This window comes from Exiguobacterium sp. s70 (genome assembly GCF_018618315.1).
Classification (GTDB): domain Bacteria; phylum Bacillota; class Bacilli; order Exiguobacteriales; family Exiguobacteriaceae; genus Exiguobacterium; species Exiguobacterium chiriqhucha.
Genome location: NZ_JACSLV010000004.1, coordinates 202,134 through 226,020, shown reverse-complemented (window position 1 = coordinate 226,020; position 23,887 = coordinate 202,134). Strand labels below are relative to the sequence as shown.

Sequence of the window (23,887 nt, the reverse complement as noted above, 5' to 3'; positions counted from 1 at the left end):
CTTACAAGTGTAATTTTACACTAAAGGGATAGTGTGTCAAGATGGATAGGTGAAGTCAGACTAAAAAAAGAAAGAAGGAAATGAATGAAAAAAAGAGCTTAGACAAATTATATAGGAAGGGGCAAACGTTCAAATGCGTCTGAAAAAACAACTACACAAGGCAATTCTCTCAGACGACAGAGCGACCGTTCAACGTCTAGGGAAGTCGCTCCCTCATGAAGTGGTGTTAAATACATTTCTTGAAGTGGCGTTTGAAACGGATGATTTAATGGTCTACGAAATCGTATGCGATCAGATTCAAGTTGAGCAGACTGCTGATTGGGAAGAGACCGCTTCGCTTCTAATGAGCCAACCGTTCTGTCACCATCCTTACGCCTATGAACGGGCGTTTGAACACGCGAAACGTGCTGCCGAGCTTGATACTAACCGTATAGATTTGAAGGAATATTTGCTCTTTTTCAATGCGATTCCCGACAAATTAATGACGGATGCTGAAGCGAACGAATTAGCGACTTTGATTTTGAAATTGCGACCGACAAGTAAGGTCGCCAAGATGCATTTGTTGTGAACGAAAGCCTGAAACTTTCTGGATGGATATTCCAAATGAAACTTTCGATGATACAATTGATATGGAAACCGATTATAGAGGAGGCGACGCCATGCGTTGGATGATTCGGCTTGGGTTGACCGCAGTGCTGACGGTAGGGATGGTCATTGTCGGAATACGTCTCATCTCATATTTAATCGAGTGGTGGTATCGTCCTCCGACATCGGGATTAAAGTTACGACCGACACCGGCAGAATCTGAGTATTTGATGGAGTCGTCCGAAGGAAAGATGAGGATACCAAAAGAAGAAGAACAGTCTCGTTTGAAACTGGATTATTTGGATTATACGATCGATTCCGTGACGACCGTCATCGAACGAGGCGATGGCCTCTTCTATTGGGTATTGTTGTTAGCCTGTGTATTGCTTAGCGTACTGATTTTTGCCGCTAACATTCGTTTTCAGCACCGCAAGCGAGTTGACGAAACAGCTTCGCTCATGACAAGGACGTTCTCGCGTCATCCAGTCCCGAGCTCGATGACGAGTGTCGAGGAACCGGCTTGGACCGGTGTGACGATTCGGGACGCTCTCATCGCATTCAATCAGGCGTTGCCATCGGCGAAGAAATGGTTGCCGACGGAAACGGTTTTAGAGTGGGCACGACGCATCGAATTGACGGACGTCGATTTCAAGCCGTATTTGGACGAGCGCTATGGAATGACCGATCCGGTGACGCCGGAACAGGTTGCGCGTTTTCGCACGACGCTCGAACAGTATGAGAACCGATTGCATCACTGAACGGACACGGTCGAATCTGGCTAAACACCCAAAACACGACAGGGGACATGACGATGGGTCGATTCAAATCGTTTACGTTTTGGCTTACACTTTTTGCGGTGCTGATTTGTCTTTATAATGGGAGCGGCGCTGATGACAAATCGATTCTCTTCTTTCTGACGAGTCCTCCGTTTTGGGTCATGGAGACGCATTGGTTCGTCGAGACGTTCACCCACCCTTCGAATATCACGATGTTCGTCAAATATGGGGTGACGATCCTATTTTGGGCGGTGGTCGGTGCAGGGCTTGATCGTCTATGGCTAAAGGGGAGAAAGCGAGAGCTAAGTAAGGGTTAGGAGACGTGAATCAAGTGAATTTGTACATTAAAACGCTATACCAAACGAAAGATTCGCGAATCGTTGATGCCGATGTATTCGGGGATGACTTGATTGTTCTGGTGAATCAGGGTGGCCCGGTCGTCTATTGGAACGAGCGGACGCTGCGACTGCCGTTTCAGTTGAGTTCGCCATTCATCCGTCTCCTTGATTCAGAAACGTTTCTGGTCGTCGATGTGACGCTCGAGGAGACTCCCGTCAACGCCTGGGTCATCGATGAGCGGGGTAAGATTCTTCATTCGTTCCATGCGGGCAACGCCATCGGAGCGGTCGCCGTCAACGACACGGGGATTTGGATCGGCTATGTCGACGAGGGGGTGTTCGGCGATGGGATTTCTACCGAGGCACTCGTCTGCTTCTCGCAGACAGGTGAAGTGTTACGGCGCTATCAGTCCGATATAGTACGTCCGCCGACCATCGTCGATTGCGAATTACTGCAAGCAAATCGAACCGGGGTCTGGCTCTGTCCGTCGATTTGGTATGACTTGATTCATATCGATGTGACCGGGCGACTTAACAAGTATAAGACACCGAAACTTCTTCACGATAGCTCGGCGCTGAAGGTCCGAGGTCAGGTCGGCTACTTCTTGAAAGACGGACTGTTGTACAAATGGCCGTTCGGTGCGCGGAAACGCCCTGACGTTGTAGCTAAGTTTTCGGGAGCGGCTAGAGGGTTAGGAGAGGGCACGACCTTCCACTTCATTCAAATCGGTGATTATGAAGTGAACGGCGTTCAGTTCCTCGATGAGTGATGACGCATCTAGGTGTCGTTGAATCGACTAAGAAGTTACTGGTTACAACCGAATGATGTCTCGTGACGATGGACCTGATGTACAGGTCCTTTTTACATTCTCAAACGATTAGCGCGATAGAATCGCGTTAATCATTGCATCAACTTGTCGGAATCAATTCCCTCTTTTTTGTAAATTCAGTATACTCATGTTATTGATGTTAGAAAGAGGGCGATGAGATGAGACTTGAGACGAATCTTCCTGGCTTCTCGGTCGAAGCGATTGAACAGGTGGAACAAGAAATCGGGGTGCGCTTCCCGGATGGCTTGCGTGACGCATGGGGTCACGGGAACAAGTTCGAACTCGGAGAGTGGTTCTTTTATCCGATTAAGGACGAGCGGTTCTTCAATAAGACGTGGGATGATGTGATTCGGGCCAACGAATTGAAGCAAGAGGAGTTGCCGGAAGGGTTCGTGACGCTAGCGACGAACGGATCCGGTGACGAGCTCGGTTTTCTAAAAGACGACCGTGAGACGATTTACGTCTGGTGGCACGAGATGGATGACCTGGAGGTGGCGGCGCATTCGATTGAGGCGTTCGTCGAAGTGAAGCAGGCGGAGAATGACGTGCTCGAGACGTTTTGCGAACGAGTCGAGGAGAATGGACTCGTCTTTGGAATATCTGCGGAACAGGACGATGGATGGGCGTACGCACCATCGCACGTCGAGGCGACAGACGTGTTGTTATTCTTTTCGTCCCGAGAGCTTGCGCTCGCTTGCCGGGCTGAAGAGTGGGCCGACTATCATGTGATTGAGTTGCCGGTCGACCTGTTCCTCGAACGCTGGTTGCCGAACATGTCGGATGATGAGCTGCTGTGCGGCCTCGATTGGTCGAGCGATCTGGTTGGATTGGAGTATGACCCAGAAACCATTCTGGAGTATTTCGAATAAATTTATTTCACATACCGTTAATATAATATTTTTAAAGAAAAGAGAGCAGCAACTATGATAAATCCTTTTTCCCAAAAACGCGATCATCTCGACAATTGTCCGTGTTCAAACTGTCGCCAGGAACTTGAAACCCCGATAGGTTACGGTTCTGTCATGCCGGTAAGCATCGAAGGCTTCACGAAGAAACAGTTGAAGCGACGCGTCGTACTGACCGATGACCTTTGTGTCGTCGATGAGGCTCATTTTTTCGTCTACGGCTGTGTGGAACTCCCGATTGTCGGAGAAGATGAGATTTTTTCTTGGAACGTCTGGGTGTCACTTAGTGCCGACAATTTTTTCCGCATGCTCGACTTGTGGGATGAGCCGTCCCGCATCGAACTTGACCCGATGTTCGGCTGGTTCGCAACCGAACTACCTGGCTATCCGGACACCCTTAATTTAAAGACGAACGTTCATACCCGAGAAGTGGGGATGCGGCCGTTCATCGAATTGGAGCCGACCGACCATCCGCTTGCCGTCGAACAGCGGGAAGGGATCACCCGCGAACGGATTGAAGAACTGGCGCGCATCGTGGAAAGCGACGCATGAGAGGAGAACACATTTTTGAATGATTAGGCTATAGGGAATATTTTTGAGCTGTATTCAGGAAATGAAAAACTTTCAGCGGAACAACAAGCGATGAACGATCGCATCGACGCCTACGTTGAGGCAGAACAGTTTAAACAGCTCGAACAGTACCTTCAACAGACCCGAGGCATCGAACAGATGTTGATTGACCGCGTGATGATGGACCCGACCGATCACAGCCGCTGGGACTTGCTGATCGGGTATGAGTTGATAAATACCATCGAAGATTTTGCCCGGGTGAACAGCTTCGGTCTCACTGCCTATACGTTTCATCCGGATGACCCGTTCTATTTCGCGCTCGCCTTATATTGGACGGGATGGAATGACTTTGTCATCACGGACGAACACGTCGCCTTGGCAGCGTCACTCATCGAACAAGGGCCAGAAGAAGTGAGCGGCTTGCTGTGCATTGCGTTGGCAAAAGAATTCGGCCATTTGAAGCACAAGTATTTTCAACTCGCGATTGAACACTGCCCGTGGGCACCTGAACCGTATTTGTGGCTCGGGAAGCGCCGCCTTTATTCTAATCCGGAAGAAGGAAAGATGCTTATCCAGCAAGGACTAGACCGGGTGAAGTATACGTGGGGATTTGATCAGAAGGGGCGCTGGTTCGACACGGGCTCACAGTATTTTAATCCCATCACGTGGCGGCAAGACACAATCACGGAGCTGTTCGGTCTAAGTATGAACCAAGACGAGTACATGAAATATGAGCGAATCATCAATCCGCAATAATCACCTTCAAGAACGGAGCATTGGAATGATCACAATCGCATTAGCCAAACCATCAGATGTAGATGCAATCGAACGACTGTATCTCGCCTGTAAAGACGATTTGCTCGCCCGACAGATTTTTCAATGGGACGACACGTATCCGAACCGCGCCTATTTTGAGGAGTGTATCAAAGACGATTCTGTCTATATCATGAAAGACGGTGAGGAGTTGCTCGGAGTCGTCGTGCTCGATGAATGGCAGTCGCCGGAATGGGAGGCGATCGACTGGTGTCACGCTCGGCCACTCGTCATCCATTCTTTGATGGTGCATCCGGAGCGGCAAGGTCAAGGGAGCGGAAAAGCGATGTTGCGTGCCTCGGAACAGTTGGCGAAAGCAGAAGGCTACACGAGCATCCGACTCGACAGCTTCTCAGGGAATGAGGCCGCCTGCAACTTTTACAAACGACACGGCTACGTCGAACGCGGAAGCGTCCATTTCGATTCAAAACCGAAAGGGCATGAACGGTATATTTGTTTCGAGAAAGCACTCGATTGAACAATCCAACTTCGAGGTCCAACTCTGGAAAGGAGTCCTATGCTAGAATTTGTCCGTGATTCGCAAACCATCGTTAACTTATTTTATCCCGCCTCGAAACGTCTCGTAATACATCGCCAGTTAAGTCAGTGCCTAGAAGGTTCAATCGAATCGTTCGATGTCATGTATAAGACGCATGGTTCAGGTGCCTCTCAAATTCAAACACGCCTAACAGTGCAACGCGGTGATCGATCTTCGCTTCAGATTGAGAAAACGTTAATCACGCTGACATTGCCCGAAGTATCGATTCAAACGTGGATGAACGGACTTGCAACCGAGTCCAATATGTATCGTGACTCTGCTGTCCCGGCCGTATATATAGAAACGTCAACCCTTGCTCGAATCGAGTGGCTGATATTAAACAGACGTTCATCACTCTAATCGTCCACTGACAAGGACGACGAATAGGTCGAACAAAATCTCACTACAATGAATAGAGGAACTAAGAAGCAACCAATCGAAGTGTTTACCTAACAGCTGACAGTTCTCGTGCCGAGTGAATAGACGTTTATTTGTCTAGCGTATGACGAAAAAATCATCAGCAAGACAAAAAGGAGAGATTCAACGATGTGGCACAATACAACGACATTACTCATGAAAAAGGCAAAGAAACATAAGAAATGGACCGAAGGGGCTTTTGTCAATCCAGTCTATTGGATGGTAAATGGAACGCCGTATTACATGGCAGGCTTTACGCGAAACAATCAACCGGTAGCAAGCGCCTACTTTACAATCGGGGAAGAGGTCGTGGACGAAGTGCTGATTGCGCAGCCGAACCTGTCTTATTTTGCCGATTTAAGCGGCAACCTGTCGCGTATGGCGACAGAGCGCTCAAACATTCCAATCTCTTATTACACGAAACCGTTGGACATACCGGTTGTGGATGCAAGCCCGCAAGTTCAACAGGGGAGAGACGCGTTTGCTCACTTTTGGGAGATTCAGCAAACGTTCAATCAGATGCTTCAAGACTATACGGCGTATTATAACGATGACGTATTAATCCGAAAGCACATCACGGACACAGATTTGTCTAAGATGAAAGAATTCGCCGTGCTAGCAGATATCTATCAACATCAAACGTTGAAGATATTAACGAGTCAGGGTGAAGATATTCAAGCGTTCGCGGCGTTTCTCGAAAATTCACAAGAGTGGTCAAGTCTGTCTCGACAAGAAAAGAAGTTCATCAAAGGAATTGCGGTCGGCAAAGAAAAGATGCAGAAGAACATGGAGGCGTTAGACGTGCTCGAGGCCACTGATTTTGACCAAATGTTCAAGTTGAATTACGACCACTTGATCAATAAGAATAAGGCAATCATCGAGGGGCAACGCCAGTACATCCGTTATCCAAAAGGGATTTCTTAAGGGGGATTTGATTTGAAACAACTTGAAGTGGCTACATATACGATGACAATCGACGCACCGATTGACCACACGTTCGCTTGTCTCGCAGAAGACGAACATATCATCAAATGGAACGACCATTTGATTGAGAACATCTACGAGGACGGTGACGCCTCACTCGTGACGGGAAAACGGTTCATCTCGGTCCAACAAATGGATAAGAAAGAGATTCGGGTCGAATCAATTTTAACATCCGTCAATCGTCCATATGAGTGCGAGGTACAGGCGATGACGAATCAAGGGGTGTCGACGGCGACATACACATTGAGCGAGACAGCAGACGGGACGGACGTTACGATTCGCATCACACTCGCACCGTCCTCATGGCTGTATACCCTATATGTAAAAGCGTTCCGCTGGGCGATTCGCCTGATTTATGATGAACAGTTCAAACAGTTCCGTATCTACGCCGAGGCGAGTGCGCCAAAACCGTCACCTGCCCGAGAGGCGGAGTGATTCGACGATGATTGAATCGATTACCCCTTCGAAGCGTGACGCGGTCCGCGCATTCTTTATCGATGCCTGGGGCTCATCTGAGATGGTCATCTCGACCGGGACGTATGATTGCGCCGCACTTGACGGGTTCGTCTGGTCGGAAAGGGACGTGATCATCGGGCTCGTCACGTATGTCATTCGAGCAGACGAGCTTGAAATCATCTCGCTCGACAGTTTGCAGGAGAAGCGTGGCATCGGCTCGGCACTCCTCGATGCCGTGGAGCGAGTGGCCAAGCACTATCAGCTTGAGCGGCTGTCGCTCATCACGACAAATGACAATCTGCGGGCGCTCGCGTTTTACCAACGCCGAGGCTGGCGCCTCACACGGATCATCCCGGGCGCAGTCGATGCGGCCCGGATCCATAAGCCGTCAATCCCCGTCATCGGGGAGTACGGCATCCCGCTCCATGACGAAATCATGCTTAGCAAAGTCATCCCAACCTAAAGAAAAGAGGAATCTTCCCATGATTCGATTCGGTATCATCGGCACGAACTTTATCACCCGTTCTTTCATTGAAGCGACCCATCAAGTCGCAGGCGCGACCGTGTCCGCCGTCTATTCTCGGACAGACGAACGCGCGACGGCGTTCGCTGAAGAATTTGATATTCCAAACACGTTCACCTCGCTCGAGGAGATGGCGTCCAGTGAGGTGATTGATGCGGTCTATATCGCGAGCCCAAACTCGCTCCACGCCGAGCAGAGCCTGCTGTTTATGCGCCACGGCAAGCACGTCCTCTGTGAGAAGCCGTTCGCCTCAAACGTTGAGGAAGTGAGACAGATGCTTGAGACGGCGCGCGAACATGACGTCGTCTTGCTCGAGGCGCTTCGCAACTTGTTCATGCCGAACTTCAAGGTGTTGCGTCAAGAGCTCCATCGCGTCGGACCGGTCCGGCGTGTCATCTTGAACAAGTCGCAATATTCGTCACGCTACGACTTGTATAAGCGCGGGGACAACCCGAACACGTTCAATCCTGCCTTCTCGAACGGTTCACTGATGGACCTCGGCGTCTATTGCCTCGGCCCGGCCCTGAAACTGTTCGGACGACCGGGCGGCGTGCAGGCGAACGCGGTCAAGCTCGAGTCAGGCGTCGACGGTAGTGGTTCGGCCATCTTGTCGTATGACGGCATGGACATCATCGTGCTCCACTCGAAGATCCATGGCACGGACGCCCCGTCTGAAATCATCGGGGAAGCGGGACGCATCGTGATTGACGATATCGGTTCGCTCGACCGGTTGACATTCGTTGGCCGCGACGGGACGACCGTCGAACTCGGTTTAGAACAGGCGAGCCATATGACGTATGAGATTCAGACGTTCGTGAAAATGATTGAGGCAGGAGAGCGGGAGACCGAGGTCCATTCAATTGACGATATGCTCACACTCGCGGACGTCATAACCGACATCCGGCAGCGCATCGACGTGTGGTATCCTGCCGACGTATAACAAATGAGCCTCGAGCATGTGCTCGGGTCTCTTATTCTAAAGAGAAGGTGCGGAACAAAAAATGAATGCACAAGAGATTCTAGATGAATTTGAAAAGATATATTATTGGGATGCTCGAGTTCTCGGGTTTGATTGTCGGTATTATGGAGATGAAGTTTCAGTTAAAATTGAGGAAGAAAATGAGGATTATCATCATCTGATTGAATTTTTAGGGTGTATCAAAGTCGACATCTCTGCTCCTTTGAACGACCGCGTGGCACCTATAAAAGAATTAACGAGACTACAGCTACCTTACTTCATGCACGATATCGCTGTCTCGAGTTACATGTTGGACGGAACCGAGGTATTCGTATGTAACCTGTTGTTCCCGCCGGCAAGCGCTGAAATTCATTTCACTAAAATTAGAATCGGGAAGGAATATCATTGATGCTGATCCCGCTTTAACGCATTCATCACCATCGCGATACGTTCCTCGGTCGAGTAGTCACCCTCAATCCTTAGGATGGGACAAGCCAGTTCAGCCAGCCATTGTTCATGCAACGTCTTGCTTCTGACTTCTGTCCCGGCTTGGTCGTAAAGGGCGGCCCAGCTCAAAAACGCTTGTGATTGCTCGTATAGGCTGCCGCCAGCGAGTGCCGCCGCTCCATAGCGCTCGAGCTCCCGTTGTTGCAATCGGGCCAGTCGGACGTCGGGCGGAATCCATAAAAAGATGACTAAAACGGCTATTCGTTCTGGGAAGAGATCGACATGCCGGACGTATATAAAGTGACGTTCGACAACGATGAACTCGTGAGCGTCGAAAAGCTTTGGGACCGTCAAGTAGTGGTGTGAAAGCCGTTCATGCTGTCATAAAAAAGGATGGGGCCGGTCTCGACCCCATCCTTTAAAGTCTACTCTCTATTCAGATACAGGTGGCGGATAAACAAGCCGAGTGCGACCGTCATAATGACGGCCGGAATCAAGCCGACGAGCAACAAGGAACCCATGCGTTCAGTCCTTTCTGAGCGCAGCGAGGCGCTGTGTCATGTCTTGGAACGATTGACCGTCCGAGAGCATGCTCAATTCGCCGGCGACGAGGTCGTTCACTTCACGGTCCCAGTTCTGGCTGAGCGTCGTCTCGAGCGCGGCAAGCTGCGTCGCCGTCCGTTCGACTTGATGACTTCCGACGCGCGCGAGTTGCTCGCGCACCGCCGTCTTCAACAGGGCACTCAAGTCGTCGCGCAGTTTCGTCCGGCCGTCGCCTTCGAAGAACTGGTTCGCGTTCTTATAGTGCTTCAAGACGGGACGGAACGGAGCCGCCTCGAACGTGACCGGGTCGACGGCGTCACGGAACCAATCGATGTCGCTGTCGTCCTCAAACGACAACGTTGGCAGGAGCGGACGCAGTTTGAGCGTCTCGCGCTCGATCAAGCGTTCCGTCTCTCGTTTCAAGAAGCGCTCGAGTCGATATTGGAACACTTGCAACTCTTGATGGATGTCATACGCATACTTGTCGAGCGTCCGGGTGAGGGCGCGCTCGAGGCTCGCTTTCGACCCATCGACCTCGACCGGGTGGAACGTCTCTTTGACGAAGTCCGACAGCCGGAAGAGCGAGCGAGTCTCGAGGTGGGCGAGTAGCTCGTCCGTCTCGCGCTTGAACGGGTCTTCGAGCGTCGTGACGTTGAGACGATTGTCAGACGTGCGCACTTGTTCGAGTTTGCCACGACGGGCTGCCTTGACGCTCGCATCCGCTTCGGCCTCGCTGACGACGTCCTCGAACGCGGCGACGAGGGCATGTGCCTCATCTTTGATGCGGACCGCGTTCGCCTGACGCAAATCGTGGTCGACGAATTGCTCAAGTTTGGCCGAGAATCGGTCGAACCCGGCATCCGTTCCCTGAATGGCGTTTCGGCTCGAGATCGGCAGCACCGTCGGATGACGGACACCGAGCTTCGTCAACTGGTTCGACACATAATCGGTGACGGCGAACCGTTCCGCTTCATCCGCCGCCAAATCTGACGCGTTGACGAGGAAGAACATGTGATGGTCACCTGTCCCTTGGACGCGTCCGAGCTGGATGACGAGTTCTCGGTCGGCCTCGGTGAAGGCGTGATTGTAATACGTCACGAACAAAACGGCATCGGCGTCACGCATATAGCCGAACTGCACCTCGCTATGACGGTTGAACTGCGAGTCGGCACCCGGCGTGTCGACGAAGATGATGCCGCGCTCGGCCCAAGGGGAGTCGATGGCGAGCTCGATCTCTTTGACGATACAGCTCTTCTCTTCCTCCGTGACGAACGAGCAGAACGTGTCATAGTCGACCGTCTCCTGGCTGCCGAGATAGGATAGGGGAGCGTTCTTGACGGCGTTGACGAACGAGTGGTCGAGATGGAGCGCGTCGAGTGACGCCCCGTAATCGTTCAGCTCCGCCTCGAGCTCGGCACGTGTCTTGAACGTGATCAACGCACTTTTGTTGGCACGGCCGTTCGGCGGCACGATTTTCGTGATCGACGCCGTCAGTGGGTTCGGTGACGTCGGGAGCACCGTCTCACCGAGCAACGCGTTCAACGTCGACGACTTGCCGGATGAGAACGCACCGAAGATGGCGAGCGTGTACGTCTCGGATTCGGCCCGGGCCAATTTATGACGGAGCGATTTGACGCGTGACTTGAATAACGGATGGTCCTTTAATATTTCACATACCGCATATTCATACGAAAAATCAAGAGACAAAGCAGTAATATCATCCACCAAAAGCGAGGTCGAAGCAACTTCTTGTTGCTGATGTTCGACTTGTTTCTGCGGCAATTGGTCGGCCGTGACGTAGTGACGGGTCTCAAGGTCCGTCATACGTGAATCAGAGAGGTCACGTGTCGTGTAATGGGTGAGCTCGTCTCGTTGTTCGGAGAGCTGACGTTGTAGCGCCAACGTGTCGAGCATGTCATACAACTCATCTTGCTCGGTCTCGATGGAATGGATTCGGTCTTGGCCTTCAACCTCAAGATACGTTTCGACGGACGTGACCCACGGTTCGGACACTTTCGTCACCCAAGAGGCGAGCGCCGACTCGATGTCGCGGCTGAATTGAAGCACCGTGTCACCACTGAGCGATGCGCCGGACTTCACTTGGTCACTGATGAGCGTGCTCGGTGCGGCCGGTAACGTGTCAGGACGCGACAGAATCGCCTCGGGCAGTTTCAAATCGCGGACGATGTCTTCGGCGTACTTGATCAAGTGGGGGCGAAGGTTCGTATCAATCAATCGGTTGAACTCCTTGACGGCAATGTCTTCACGACGCAGCCGTTCCTGGCGCGTCTTCTCTTTTGAGAAGAACAGGCCGACCTTGAACTCCGGCGCACAACTCTCGAGATAGTCCCGCAACAGTTCGCGGAACTCGTAGTTCATGATCGGCGCGCTCGCGACAATCGGTGTCTGGTGTTTGAAGAACTCGCGGCGGAACGCGGTGAGCCATATCGATTTTTTGTCGAGACGTTGCAGGCGGGCTTGAATCTCCGTCGGCTGCTTCTCGATGACCGGCAACTCGTTCAGGAGCGCGTCGTTCGCACGTGTGGACCGGGCGAGCAACGTGTCAACGAGCAAATCGGCGCGTGCTTCCGCATGTTCCCGCGCGGCGTCGATGACGGTTTGGACGTACGTCCGGAGGCGTTCGACCTCATTTTCCGGGTGATCGAGCTCACGGAGCGAGATGTAAAACATATCGTCCGGATTGATCGCATGGCGGGTGAAGGCGGTCTCGAGCGAACGCTTGAACGTGCTGAACGGAAGCTCTCCTTCATCGTGCTTATCGATTTGGTTGATGATGATCGAGTAGGGACGTCCTTCGGCGCTAAACTGTTTCATCAGTTTAATGTTTTGTTCGGACTGGACGTGATTGTAGTCCATCATGAAGAACAGATGGTCGGCGAGAAAGAGCGAGCGTTCTGTCGCTTGACGGTGCCGTTCATCGGTCGAGTCGATCCCAGGCGTGTCCATAAGGACGACGTCGCTTCCGAACGGGAAGCGGGGCAGGGCGTACTCGACTTCTTTAATCTCTTCGATTTTGCAGTAGTCGCTCAAACGGTCGAGCTCATTCGGCGCGAGTCGAATCCAATCTGTATCGTTGACGGCGACGGATGCCCCGATTTCCCCATGTCGAAGCGTCACGATATTCGCACTCGTCGGAATCGGGCTCGTCGGTAACACACCGTTCCCGAGCCAATTGTTGAGGAGCGTCGACTTCCCGGCCGAGAAATGGCCACAGACCGCGATCCAAATCTCATTTTGTGTCACTTTTCGGAGCCCGGTCTTGGCGAGACGAGCTGACTCGGTCTCAGTTTGCATGTCAAATACGTCGGTCAATTGCGCGAGGCGCATGCGTTGTTCGTTCATAAATCCCCATCCCCTACTTATGATTCCGTCGTGATGCCGACGCGGTGTCTACGATATGTGTTGTTTTCCCAGGCTTGAATGACGAGATCAGCCACATCGTCACGCGAGATTGGTCCCGAGTTTTGCGTCCCGAGCACGTCAGCTGTGATGACGATGTTCCCGACGGACGCATCTTCAATCAATTGGGTCGGGCAGACGATTGTATAATCGAGCGGCGATGCATCGAGCAGTTCATATGCCCGGGCGTGATCCTCGGCCGCGGTCGTCATCGACCGTTTCGACTCGCGGGTCTCGAAACGATAGTTGTCAGAATCATGTGCCTGCAAGATGCCGGCCGTCCCGACCGTCAAGATGCGCGTGATCCCGGCTGCTTGCATCGCTGAGATGATGAGCGGCGTGAAGCGGGACAAGACGTCCTGCTTATCCGTACCGAGCGCCGACATGACGACGTCGGCCGATTTCACCGTTTCTGCGATGGCATCCGCGTCGGTCGCGTCACCAATGATGACCGTGAGACGATCCCTCGGTTCGACCTCGCGACGTGACAACAGTCGGACGTCGTGGCCGTCTTTTAACAAACGTTCAAGCAACCGCATCCCCGTGCGGCCGCTCCCTCCAAATAAAGCAATGGTTGACAAGTAAACCCCTCCCAATCAAGATTAAAGAAAATATCCAACGCCATCATACCACGGAAGCGCTATCGAAACAGGAGACAACGGCTTGAAGTTGTGAGGTTTCAGGGCAGGGTAAGTGGGATACAAAAAGTTAAGACGTGTATAAGGGAGGAAGACACTTCGTTGTCGACACCGCATGAGATTTGGAGCTAGAACCATCAAGACCGGGATATCCGTCGCCTTGGTATTGCTCATCGCCGAGGCATTTCAATTTCAACAGATTGTCGTACCGGCACTCGCGGCCTCGCTCGCATTATTGCCGTCCGTTTATCAGACGGGTGTCCGGCTATTAGAAGAACTAAAAGGGAACTTGATCGGGGCTTTGCTCGCCGTCTTCTCATTAATGTTGACGCCGAACCCGACACCGATCGCCATCGGAGTCGTCATCATCATCGCCATCTCGATCCTTCTCTTCTTGAACCTCGAGTCGACGACCCGGACCGTCATCTTGACGACGATTCTGATTATGGAAGGGGCCAGCCAATCGGACATGCCCGTCTGGATGTTCGCCGGGGAGCGTTACTTGCTCATCATGATGGGGATCACGGTGGCGCTTCTCGTCAATGCGCTCTTGTTCCCGCCGCGCTATGAGCGGAAGCTTGAGGACGAGATCGCGACCGTCTCCCAAATGGCCGTCCGCATCGCGCGACTGTTCTCGGAAACAGAGGGAGGACGCTCGTCATTTGAGTCACTCGATGAGACGAAAAAGAAACATCGAGCCTCAAAGACGACGTACGACTTCTTTGAAGAAGAGATTAAAGCCAACCGCTGGCTCGAGAAGAAGACGCCGATTTATCGCCGGGCCGTCTTGAAGTCGAAGATGATTGATACGAACAGTGCCGCTATCCACGTGCTCGACAAGCTGCATGACGATTTTCTGACACTCGAACATCTACCACCTCAGCTCGAGGACGAATTGATGCGTCATATGCGGCACTTGCTCAGACGGCATGAGCGTCTATTCTCGGCTTATGAATTAGAGAACGAGCACATCATCGACCGGGAAGAGGACTTGATTCACGAGAACTTCGACTTCGCCAAGCTAATGATTGAGAGAATGCGTGAGGAGGAGGAGGACCTCATCCTGACCGTCGTCCCGCTCGTCGCGACGATGACAGATTGGGTCAAGGCGATGAATGAGCTCGAACGCTACCTCATCACCGAGATGAAGAAGCACGGAGACAACCTGAAAGTGGAACCGCGTAAGAAGTGGTTCTTTGAAGACTAAAAAAGGTAAAAAAATAGCATCACCTAACTGGGCTTTTAAAAAGTCAGTTAGGTGATGCTATTTTTATGAGCTGAGCTTGCTTGTTTTTTATTTTCGTCACGTAAGGCGAGAAACGGGTTGAACCCATATAGTGATCTTGCTCCGATAGACTAGAGAGTAAAGCGAGGATGTTTTTAAGCTGCTTCGCCCCTTCTTGGATGCTCAAGTGATTGACATGTCCCTTTTGATCTAATCGGTTCACAAACAGCTCGACCTTCCCGCCGCTTTCAATCAATTCCCGACTGACCAATGCCGTATCCTCTATCAACTCTTCGAACTGATGATGAAGGCCGATTCCATTCGAAGCCGACAAGTCGAGATACACCGTGAACATGTCTTGATTGACCGGCTGGTACAGTTTCGTTTGCAAAGTGGATTTCTTCGCCGTCGCATACCAGTCGATTTGTCTAGACGGTTCATCCTCATAGGGCTTCGAGGAGATTTGTAGTAACCGATCCTTAATTGGAGAATATTTAGAGACGCGCTCACCAAGCTTCAGGTGTGATCGGATACGCTGCGCATGAGTACTTGAAATCGATGGATAGACCGTCCAACGTAAAGGGGGAGCCAAATAGAGTGTCAACGTACCTAACGATAGAGGCAAGTTAATCGTGATGGAGATTTCTGCTATTTCGATGGGCCCCCTTCGATTACCTGTAAGTTCGAAGACGAAATCAGACGGCAGCTCGTCCAATTCGATGATGGTTTCCGTATGCCCCTCTAAGTTTACAACGTAAGGTCCATCCTTTGGCGTACGTATATACGTTTTCGTGCTCATTTCGTTTAAGAGGTGCACGTTCGTCAGTTCAAGGGTGAACTTACAACTTTCGTCCTTGAACAGAATCGAGTCGAACTGTCTCCACGTGACGTCCATTTGTGCAGTCAGTCGTTTCGTGTAACGCTCGATATAAAGACTTGCTGCCAAAAAAACAGCAAGAACGAATGAAAAAATCGAGAGGTACGGCACGAACAACAAGATGACCATCACTGAAAATAAGACGATTTGGATTCGTTTTTCAAGCAAGAAAAATACATTGGTCGTGATGTTCATCGGAGTCACATGCCCATCTCGACCGGGACCGGGACGGTCGCCAAGAGTTCTTCCATGACCACGGCCTTCGAGGACTTGATCTCGCCCTCGAGCGTCAGTGTCAATCGATGTGCGAAAACGTATGGGGCCAAGAACTTGATGTCCTCTGGTGTGACATAGTCACGATTTTGGATATAGGCATAACTTTGAGCGGCTTTCGAGAGCGCGATCGTCGCACGAGGACTGATCCCCGTCTGAACATTCCGGTGACTACGTGACGCGGTCGCGATCGAGACGATATAACGTAACACATCTTTCGAGATGTGGATTTTCATGGCATCGGCTCGATATTGTAGGAGTTGCTCGAAATCGACATTCGCCAGTACCGCCTTCCGAGTCTCGGTGACGGATTCCTCCAACAATTGAAGTTCGAATTCTTCGGTCGGATACCCTGTATGTAGACACATCATGAACCGGTCAAGCTGCGCATCAGGCAAAGAGAAGGTGCCAGATGATTCAATCGGGTTTTGCGTCGCGATGACGAAGAATGGGGTAGGAAGTTGATAGGTCTTGCCCCCGACCGTCACCTGTCGTTCTTCCATCGCTTCGAGCAATGCGGACTGGGTACGTGGGACGGCCCGGTTGATTTCATCGATGAGCACGATGTTGGCGAAGATCGGGCCTTGCTTGTTTTCAAACTCTTGCGTCTTTAGATTGAAAAAATCTGAACCGACAATATCTGACGGTAATAAGTCGGCTGTGAACTGAATTCTTGAAAAGTCGCCGTGGAAACTCGTCGCTAACGTCTTGGCCAACATCGTTTTCCCGGTGCCAGGTACATCTTCTAAGAGCACATGTCCGTTTGCCAACAGCGACGTCACACACAACTCTACTACTGTCGGGTTGCCCAAATAGACTTGGTTGATTTCCTCAATCATCGTACGAATGTTCATCAAGATTTCTCTCCTTTGTAGTGTTGTATATACTGTCTGACAGATACTTTGAAATCATGAAGTGAGCGCTCGTCGATCACGTTCAGTTCTCCATATCGCACATCGGCATAAGGTTTCACAGATTGTTCGAATCGAATGCGTGCAAACCACTCTGAGACGGTCTCGTGAGGTTTTCGTTTTTGAGTGTCGCTCAAGGTGTCATTCAACTCCACGAGTAGTTTCCCAAGCTCAGTATCAGAGGCATAGAGAAAGGTTGGTGTTGTATTGGTCACCGTGTTCATGTTGGCTCGAGATGATAATGGTCTCTCGTCAGCTGAGGACGATGTCGCTTTGCGTCGCCGTTTATCCCACCAATCGTGTACGCGCTTGTAGTTCTTGAGAAATAAAATGAGCAAGAAAGCTATAACGGCCCATTTCAGGACGTCTGAAGTATCCCCTTGGTCTTCACCAGACGTCTTTTTCTCAAACCGTTCTTTCGACAAAAGATCATACCACTTCGGTATATCATTAGTATCCTCTAGATTCTCTGTTTTATCTTTAAAGGTTGCCAATTCACCGTCGATGTACCTTGGATTTCCCGACATGTCTTGTTGGGTCGGGCGATCTACAATCATTGTATAAAGGAAAGTACCCCCGATTTTAAATAAAGCGACGATGATTAAGGTCGATATGATGAAATAATACATTTTTCTTTTCTGCATAAGCCCTCCTTCATCGATAAGTCTCTATGATAACTTAGTCTTCTTAAAGGAATTCAATGTATACTTATATATTCCTTTATAATAAAAAAATGTTAACAATTGAAAAATAATACATTTAAAAGCGAATCACCAGATTGGCTAATTCACCGTATAATGAAAACATAATAAATATTATTGGGGAGTGGCAAATGAAGGTCCATTTACTGCACACTACAAAATTTTGGAACATCCGCGTCGGCACAGACGAGTTCGTCGTCCAGTATGGAAAGCTCGGTACGGTCGGTAAAGTCCAACTAAAGTCTTTTGATACGGCAGAAGAGTGTAAGAAAGAAGCCGACAAACTCGTCCGTCAAAAACTAAAGAAAGGGTACGTTGAGGTCGAGTACGACTGGGACAACCATCTTTACTTAGATGACCCAGAGATCGGCCCGCATCCGTTGACGGCCCACCCGGCGTTTATGCAACATTTCCAGGAAGACTTTTATTTAGACTGTACGGACGAGTTCGCGCCGTTCGGGAGCGATGAAGGGGCCGACGTCCTCGACATGTTCGGAGAAGCGCTTCGAAAAGAGCAGGACTTCGATTTTCTGGAAGGGGCGTATGCCGTCCTGTCTGACTGGCTCGAGGAAGACATCTCGACGCCGGACGACTGGATGTTGAACGGAGATCGTTTCGTGTGTGACGTCGTCATCCTCGCGAGCGCGTTCGCTTCAATCAAACTGACCGGACGAATCACAGATGCGTTGAAACGTTCTGCCCATGAAGCGTTAACCACAATCGTCGAGGAAGTCGAGCCTGAGGATACGCATCGGTTTCAGCTAATCAACGAACAGCTCACCACTTTCCCCGTGTCGAAATGAAACTTTTTCAGAAAAACGGCGTATACTAAAGAGAGAGAAGGACAAACGTCCGAACGAATAGGGGGAAACACCAATGTCAGACATAGAAACAACACCGACATCATTCAGCGGCACATTGCCAATCGAGGCACGCACCGTCTTCCGACTGTCGAGCGCGATCTTTTATCTCATTGGGCTCGTCATCACAGGTGGCCTCGTCGCCGCCGCGCTTTATTTTGACTGGCCGACATGGCTGCAATATACGATGTACGCCTTACTCGCCATCGACCTCATCTATAGTGTGATTGATATTGTCGTCTTCCAAAAATGGAAGCAAGAGCGGTTCACGTATGATGTGAAACCACTCGAGATTCGCTTGCATCATGGCGTCATCACGACAAACGACGTGTTGATCCCGATGACGAAAGTACAATACGTCCACGCCCAGCAAGGCCCGCTGCTACGAAAGTACGGCTTGCAGACGATCACGATTGGAACGGCGGCCGGGTCTCACGACATTTATGCAATCGAGGAGTCGTTCGCGAAGACGCTTCGTGAACAGATTGCGATCTACGCCCGCATCGAGGAGGAGGATGTCGTATGACGGAAGCCGCCCTCACGTGGCATCGGCTGCCGAGCCGCGTTTTACTGTTACGGGTATTAGAGGTCATCAAGTCGTTCGCCATCCCACTCATTATCTTGTTCGTCTTGAACAATGACTGGGAGTCGACGTTCGGCATCATCTTGCGGGTCGGGATTCTGCTCTTTCTCGGGCTCGATGTCCTGCAGAAGTTCTTTGGCTGGCTCAACTTCCGGTATGCGCTCGATGAGAAGACGGTATACATCATCGACGGTAATTGGATCAAGAAAGAGAAGTCGCTTCCGCTCTATAAGATTCAGAGCGTCCACTCGAACAGCCCGTTCTTGTACAGGTTGCTCGGGGTCGTCGAATTGACGTTCGATACAAACGCGAACAGCGACGACGCCTCGTTCAAACTGGCCGGCGTCTTCCCGAACGAGGCGAAGCGGCTCGAGGACATCCTGGACCAGGTCCGTCACCGCAAGACCGAGTCCGATATACCAGTAGAAGGAGAGACGGACACGACAGCTACACCGGTGGTGATTGAAAAACCGGCGAGCCGTTTGCTGTACGCCCTCTCGACCCGAGAGATCATCATCGCCTCGCTGACATCATTGTCGGTGTTCGCGATCTTCCCGGTCGCCTCGACGATCATCTCGTCCATCGATGACTTCATCAATCTCGACGGGACGTTCGATACGATCGGCGATTGGGTCGTCCACGCGTCGATTATCGCGATTGGCCTGCTCGTCCTGACGGTCCTGATATTGTCGGTCGTCATCGGCATGGTCATCAACTTCTTGAAATACGGGAACTTCCGGCTCGAACGTCGCGGGGACCGCATCCGCGTTGAGAAAGGACTGCTCAACCGTTCCGCTAAAGAGATCCCATACGAGAAGATTCAAGCGGTCCGGGTCAAAGAGACGTTCATTCGGCGCTGGTTCAACATCGTCGGTGTCGAACTCGTCGCGGCCGGGACGATGGACGAGTTGAAAGACGAATCGTCAACCATCCTCCCGTTCGTGAAACGGGAGCGGGCGATGACCGTGTTGAACGAGCACTTCGACCAGTTCGTCTGGTCTGACACGCTTCATCGCTTGCCAAAACGTTCGCTCTGGGTCAAACTGCTACGCATCAGCTGGGTCGGACTCATCGTCTCGGGTGTCGTTTTGTATTTCTTCCGCGATTACGCCTGGTGGCTCGTCCTACTGTGGGCCATCATTATCGGCGGTCGCCTATTGAGCTATATGACGACGCGCTACGCTCGCAACGGTCAGTTCATCGAGCTGCGGACAGGGGCCTTCAACGTCAGTTCATTCTTGACGGACAAGCCGCGGATCGAACAGGTCCAAGTGACACAGACGCCACTCCAACGCCGTTTCGATGTATGTAACGTCCTGTTCTCGACACGGGGTGGCTTGCTATCGAATGAGATGATCGAGGACATCCCGAAGCAAGAGGCGGACGCCATGATGAACTGGTTCTCCCGCTATACGGTAGAGGAAGATATGAAAACACCGGGCTAACGCCCGATTATCGACGAGCCCAGTCGCGTAGTGCGATTGGGCTCGTCGATAATCCTCTTAATGCAATCGCACGAACATGAGCTTGAAGTTGATCATCTTTTGTGTGAGCACGAAAAAAGCATGGCGCGTGTAGGTCACACGGGCCATGCTTTCTCATGAACAGCATTTGGAGAGACTTTTGGGAGAATGATTGTGAACGTCGTTTCTCTTGGTTGGCTCGTCACGTGAATCTCGCCCTCGTGTAAATCGATGATGGACTTGGCGATGGCAAGACCGAGACCTGATCCGCCGGTGTAATGCGCGCGTGACTGTTCCACTCTAAAAAATCGCTCAAACACGTAAGGGATGTCACGGGAGGGGATGGCCTCCTCGCCGTAGTTCGTCATGTTGATAAGAACCGCTTCATCCGTATCGTCGATGAACATATCGATATACGTTCCGTCACGCCCGTAACGAATCGCATTCTCAAGTATATTCTCAAACACACGGACGAGCTTTAACGCATCCCCTTCCACGATGGGACGTTCGGCTGAGGAGCTGAATCGAGCTTCCATTCCAACTTCCGAGAGACGTAACGTCGACTGCATGATGAGCTGATTGAGCAATTCATCGAGACGGACCTCGCTTGTCTGGAGGGCGATCCGATCGTTTTGTAGAAACGTATAGTCAAAGATATCGTTAATCAAGCCTTTCAGATGGGTCGCGTTCTCATGGATGACGTGGATGTAATGTCGCAATTCCACCTCGTCCCGATAGCGGTCGCTGTGAATCAAGTCAAGATAACCCGTGATCGACGTGAGCGGGGAGCGCAAGTCGTGGGCGACGTTCGTCACGAGCTCATGTTTCAAACGATCCGCTTGAAGCACTTCTTGCTCCGCTTTTGCCGCACTGTCCGAGATGGCGCGAACGGTTGCCATCAACCGGTCTAGCTCTGGTGGAACAGATCGTTCAACCGAATCGCGGTCGGCATGGAGTTCTTCGACAAGTGACGTCATCCGCTCAATGTGAAACTGTAAATATCGTTTGCGCTCATATTGATAAATCAACACGAGACAAACGATGACCACCAGACTGTAAAACATGACGATGACACCTTCCCGGAAATACGACAACACGATGATCAGACTCTCCACAAATCGTGATGACTCTTCAAAGTACCAGACGGCAGGCAGTAACAACACACCGCTCAATGTGGCGACCCCGAAAGCAATCACTACATACAGCAGACGTTTCCATATCGGGATGAACGTTATGACGCGCCATATATTATGTCTCAATTTTATATCCCACTCCCCACACCGTATGAATGATGACCTCATGTGGCACGACAGCATGTAATTTCTCGCGGATGTTACTGATATGAACCATCACCGTCTGATTCGACCCGACGCCATGCTCTTGCCAGACCGTCTCAAATATCTCTTCAGAGCTGTACACCCGGCCTTTATGTTTCGCCAGTAAATACAAAATCTCAAATTCACGTGCCGTCAATCGAATCGTCTGATCTTGCATCGTGACAGTGTGACTGGCTCGATCGATCAGAAAGGGACCAGCTTGCACACTTGAGGACTCGCTTGGTCGGTTATAGTTTGAACGGCGCAGCAATGCTTTAATACGTGCCATCAACTCGAGCGGATTGAATGGTTTGATGATGTAGTCATCGACTCCCGTCGTCAATCCCAATATCTTATCCATATCACCCACTTTGGCACTGACCATTAAGATCGGAATTTGGCTCGTCTGGCGCACCCGCTTACAAAATTCAAGCCCATCCATCCGAGGCATCATCCAATCTAAAATGATTAAGTCAAACGATTCTTGGTTGAACAAGTCAAGCGCCATTTCCCCGTCGGTTGCCATCGTCGTGTGATACCCGTCATTTTTTACATACACATCAATCAGTTCTGCGATTTGGACATCATCATCCACTAACAAGATTTTTGTCATGCTTGAAACTCCCTCGCGAATTAAAGTTGGAAATTCTGATACAAACGTCGGAACGGGGCGTATTGGACGACGAAGCGAACGAGTAAGAACCCTAAGAGCGCCCCGAACGCATTTGCCAATAAATCATTCACATCCGTGCTTCGTCCACTGCCTAGTGTCGTGCGCACCAATAATTGAATCAGTTCAAGGATCAGACTAAACTGAAATCCTAATTTAAGTACTTCTTTTTTCGTGATCGACGGTTTCAAAAATGGAAGATAACAGCCGAACGGGAGGAACATCACGATATTCAGTACAAATGAATACAAGTCGATGGTCAAAATCGGAATGAAATTGATTGTTCTCCACCATGGGACTTGGTTCGCATATTTTCCTAAATTGACGTCAATCGGGAAGAACACAAAGTGAAGGACACCTAATAAGTATATCCCGAATGATAGAAGCAAAATAGTTTGAGCAGCTTTTACATGTTGCTTGCGAAATGACCAGATGAGTAACGTGATGAGACCGAGGATGGCGAGTGGGATGAGAACGACCCCTGATTCGATTGTGAACATAACTGAATAATTCTGATTATACATGGGAATAAACCTCCTAAGAATTTGAACTGTCTTCAGTGTAGATGGCAGATTTAAAGAATTCTTAAAGGAGTCATAAATGAAATCTAAAAAAGGCAAAGCGCTTTGCCTCGAACTGTTGAACAATCAATCAAGAAGCTTGGTCTCGGATCGATGCCGGGCGTCTTGCGATCATTCGTCACGTCAACTTCACCGTTTTCGCGTTTCTGTTGCTGAAAAATGGGAACAAGTATGGTATGATGCAAGTAGAAAGAGACCGGTGCTGGACACACCGGCCTCTGGCTTACAGGCTACCACTTTAAGAGTGGTCCCAGCCGCCACAATGGTTAGTGAATCAGAAAGTGACCCATCTCATTGCGCCGAGGGGGTCATTTTTTTGTGCGTTCAGACGTTGCACGATCGGATGTTTGGTGTAATACCAAGTGAACGATAATCGGAGCGAGGATCGGGACGATCACATAATCGCCGACCCAGGTCCATAGTTGTTCCATCCGCACCACCGCCTTCCTCCATTGTGGACTTGGCGGCTGACCCCACTATTGCTGCGTTAACCTGCCTCTTCATTATAGCAGATTCTTGTCAAAAAAGATGCTAAAAACAGGAACGTTTGTTCTTGTTTTATAAAATGAACCTTTCGTCTGAATGGGTCTCATGACTGGGTCCAAAGATGGATTTGAACCAAGATTGTCTTGCATGTCAGAGGTCAGACAGGATATAATTTACCTCGTGTGTATAACCACATGGGT

25 protein-coding genes and 1 pseudogene are annotated in these 23,887 nt (G+C 50.6%); 17 read left to right on the top strand and 9 right to left on the bottom strand.

Annotated elements, in window-relative coordinates; all coding sequences use genetic code 11:
* Positions 1–133 precede the first annotated feature (133 nt).
* From KNP84_RS11400 to KNP84_RS11340, 13 genes are all read left to right on the top strand, one after another.
* On the top strand, positions 134–568 hold the full coding sequence (locus KNP84_RS11400; protein ID WP_214756642.1) for a hypothetical protein: 435 nt from the start codon (positions 134–136) through the stop codon (positions 566–568).
* Between the two features lie 91 nt (positions 569–659).
* The gene (locus tag KNP84_RS11395; protein WP_214756641.1) at positions 660–1,343 is read left to right on the top strand and encodes a hypothetical protein; all 684 of its coding nucleotides are present in this window, start codon (positions 660–662) and stop codon (positions 1,341–1,343) included.
* Between the two features lie 53 nt (positions 1,344–1,396).
* Positions 1,397–1,678 (top strand): hypothetical protein, encoded by a 282-nt coding sequence (locus tag KNP84_RS11390; RefSeq protein WP_214756640.1) that lies wholly within the window; start codon positions 1,397–1,399, stop codon positions 1,676–1,678.
* Positions 1,679–1,683: 5 nt separating this feature from the next.
* Positions 1,684–2,469: a TetR family transcriptional regulator gene (locus tag KNP84_RS11385; RefSeq protein ID WP_214756639.1), complete on the top strand. Its 786-nt coding sequence runs from the start codon at positions 1,684–1,686 to the stop codon at positions 2,467–2,469.
* 218 nt (positions 2,470–2,687) lie between these two features.
* Entirely contained in the window at positions 2,688–3,398 is a 711-nt protein-coding gene (locus KNP84_RS11380) for a DUF2750 domain-containing protein (protein WP_214756638.1), read from the top strand.
* Between the two features lie 54 nt (positions 3,399–3,452).
* Positions 3,453–3,986, top strand: a complete 534-nt coding sequence (locus KNP84_RS11375) for a DUF2199 domain-containing protein (protein ID WP_214756637.1) — start codon at positions 3,453–3,455, stop codon at positions 3,984–3,986.
* 90 nt (positions 3,987–4,076) lie between these two features.
* Positions 4,077–4,760 carry a hypothetical protein gene (locus KNP84_RS11370; RefSeq protein WP_214756636.1) on the top strand — a complete coding sequence of 228 codons (684 nt, stop codon included), beginning with the start codon at positions 4,077–4,079 and terminating at the stop codon, positions 4,758–4,760.
* 25 nt (positions 4,761–4,785) lie between these two features.
* Positions 4,786–5,295 carry a GNAT family N-acetyltransferase gene (locus tag KNP84_RS11365; RefSeq protein WP_214756634.1) on the top strand — a complete coding sequence of 170 codons (510 nt, stop codon included), beginning with the start codon at positions 4,786–4,788 and terminating at the stop codon, positions 5,293–5,295.
* 606 nt (positions 5,296–5,901) lie between these two features.
* Positions 5,902–6,696 carry a hypothetical protein gene (locus KNP84_RS11360; RefSeq protein ID WP_214756632.1) on the top strand — a complete coding sequence of 265 codons (795 nt, stop codon included), beginning with the start codon at positions 5,902–5,904 and terminating at the stop codon, positions 6,694–6,696.
* Positions 6,697–6,708: 12 nt separating this feature from the next.
* Positions 6,709–7,191 (top strand): SRPBCC family protein, encoded by a 483-nt coding sequence (locus KNP84_RS11355; RefSeq protein WP_214756630.1) that lies wholly within the window; start codon positions 6,709–6,711, stop codon positions 7,189–7,191.
* A 7-nt stretch (positions 7,192–7,198) separates the two neighbouring features.
* Positions 7,199–7,675, top strand: a complete 477-nt coding sequence (locus KNP84_RS11350; RefSeq protein ID WP_214756628.1) for a GNAT family N-acetyltransferase — start codon at positions 7,199–7,201, stop codon at positions 7,673–7,675.
* 19 nt (positions 7,676–7,694) lie between these two features.
* Positions 7,695–8,675, top strand: coding sequence for a Gfo/Idh/MocA family protein (locus KNP84_RS11345; protein WP_214756626.1), 981 nt, complete (start codon positions 7,695–7,697; stop codon positions 8,673–8,675).
* A 61-nt stretch (positions 8,676–8,736) separates the two neighbouring features.
* Entirely contained in the window at positions 8,737–9,102 is a 366-nt protein-coding gene (locus tag KNP84_RS11340; protein ID WP_214756625.1) for a hypothetical protein, read from the top strand.
* On the opposite strand, the pseudogene KNP84_RS11335 reads toward KNP84_RS11340, so the two are convergent.
* The 3 genes and pseudogenes from KNP84_RS11335 to KNP84_RS11325 all read right to left on the bottom strand — a co-directional run.
* Positions 9,096–9,392, bottom strand: a pseudogene (locus tag KNP84_RS11335) (P-loop NTPase family protein); the annotation flags it as partial. The gene KNP84_RS11340 and the pseudogene KNP84_RS11335 overlap by 7 nt on opposite strands.
* A 273-nt stretch (positions 9,393–9,665) precedes the next feature.
* Positions 9,666–13,046, bottom strand: a complete 3,381-nt coding sequence (locus KNP84_RS11330; protein WP_214802620.1) for a dynamin family protein — start codon at positions 13,044–13,046, stop codon at positions 9,666–9,668.
* A 17-nt stretch (positions 13,047–13,063) separates the two neighbouring features.
* A complete protein-coding gene (locus tag KNP84_RS11325; RefSeq protein WP_082665700.1) occupies positions 13,064–13,684 on the bottom strand; it encodes an NAD(P)-dependent oxidoreductase in 621 nt (206 codons plus the stop codon).
* A gap of 172 nt (positions 13,685–13,856) precedes the next feature.
* On the opposite strand from KNP84_RS11325, the gene KNP84_RS11320 reads away from it, so the two are divergent.
* Positions 13,857–14,948 (top strand): FUSC family protein, encoded by a 1,092-nt coding sequence (locus KNP84_RS11320; protein ID WP_214802617.1) that lies wholly within the window; start codon positions 13,857–13,859, stop codon positions 14,946–14,948.
* Positions 14,949–14,991: 43 nt separating this feature from the next.
* Here KNP84_RS11320 and KNP84_RS11315 read toward each other — a convergent pair whose 3' ends face one another.
* Genes KNP84_RS11315 through KNP84_RS11305 form a run of 3 tightly spaced genes read right to left on the bottom strand, consistent with a single transcriptional unit; the run spans position 14,992 to position 17,671 of the window.
* Complete coding sequence (locus tag KNP84_RS11315; protein ID WP_214802614.1) at positions 14,992–16,038, bottom strand: DUF58 domain-containing protein; 1,047 nt, start codon at positions 16,036–16,038, stop codon at positions 14,992–14,994.
* Positions 16,039–16,043: 5 nt separating this feature from the next.
* Positions 16,044–16,970, bottom strand: a complete 927-nt coding sequence (locus KNP84_RS11310) for an AAA family ATPase (RefSeq protein WP_214802611.1) — start codon at positions 16,968–16,970, stop codon at positions 16,044–16,046.
* Positions 16,970–17,671, bottom strand: coding sequence for a hypothetical protein (locus KNP84_RS11305; protein WP_131472721.1), 702 nt, complete (start codon positions 17,669–17,671; stop codon positions 16,970–16,972). Before KNP84_RS11305 ends, KNP84_RS11310 begins: the two co-directional genes overlap by 1 nt.
* Positions 17,672–17,859: 188 nt before the next feature.
* Between KNP84_RS11305 and KNP84_RS11300 the strand changes: the two genes are divergently transcribed.
* From KNP84_RS11300 to KNP84_RS11290, 3 genes are all read left to right on the top strand, one after another.
* Complete coding sequence (locus tag KNP84_RS11300) at positions 17,860–18,531, top strand: WGR domain-containing protein (RefSeq protein WP_131472719.1); 672 nt, start codon at positions 17,860–17,862, stop codon at positions 18,529–18,531.
* Positions 18,532–18,604: 73 nt separating this feature from the next.
* Positions 18,605–19,114: a PH domain-containing protein gene (locus KNP84_RS11295; protein WP_214797479.1), complete on the top strand. Its 510-nt coding sequence runs from the start codon at positions 18,605–18,607 to the stop codon at positions 19,112–19,114.
* Positions 19,111–20,616 carry a PH domain-containing protein gene (locus KNP84_RS11290; protein ID WP_215114824.1) on the top strand — a complete coding sequence of 502 codons (1,506 nt, stop codon included), beginning with the start codon at positions 19,111–19,113 and terminating at the stop codon, positions 20,614–20,616. The genes KNP84_RS11295 and KNP84_RS11290 overlap by 4 nt, the downstream gene beginning before the upstream one ends.
* A 134-nt stretch (positions 20,617–20,750) precedes the next feature.
* Here KNP84_RS11290 and KNP84_RS11285 read toward each other — a convergent pair whose 3' ends face one another.
* From KNP84_RS11285 to KNP84_RS11275, 3 genes are read right to left on the bottom strand one after another with little or no spacing between them, the layout of a single operon-like run.
* Positions 20,751–21,830 (bottom strand): sensor histidine kinase, encoded by a 1,080-nt coding sequence (locus KNP84_RS11285; protein ID WP_353049108.1) that lies wholly within the window; start codon positions 21,828–21,830, stop codon positions 20,751–20,753.
* A gap of 52 nt (positions 21,831–21,882) precedes the next feature.
* The gene (locus tag KNP84_RS11280; protein ID WP_214802591.1) at positions 21,883–22,563 is read right to left on the bottom strand and encodes a response regulator transcription factor; all 681 of its coding nucleotides are present in this window, start codon (positions 22,561–22,563) and stop codon (positions 21,883–21,885) included.
* A gap of 20 nt (positions 22,564–22,583) precedes the next feature.
* Complete coding sequence (locus KNP84_RS11275) at positions 22,584–23,144, bottom strand: VanZ family protein (protein ID WP_214802589.1); 561 nt, start codon at positions 23,142–23,144, stop codon at positions 22,584–22,586.
* Positions 23,145–23,887 lie beyond the last annotated feature (743 nt).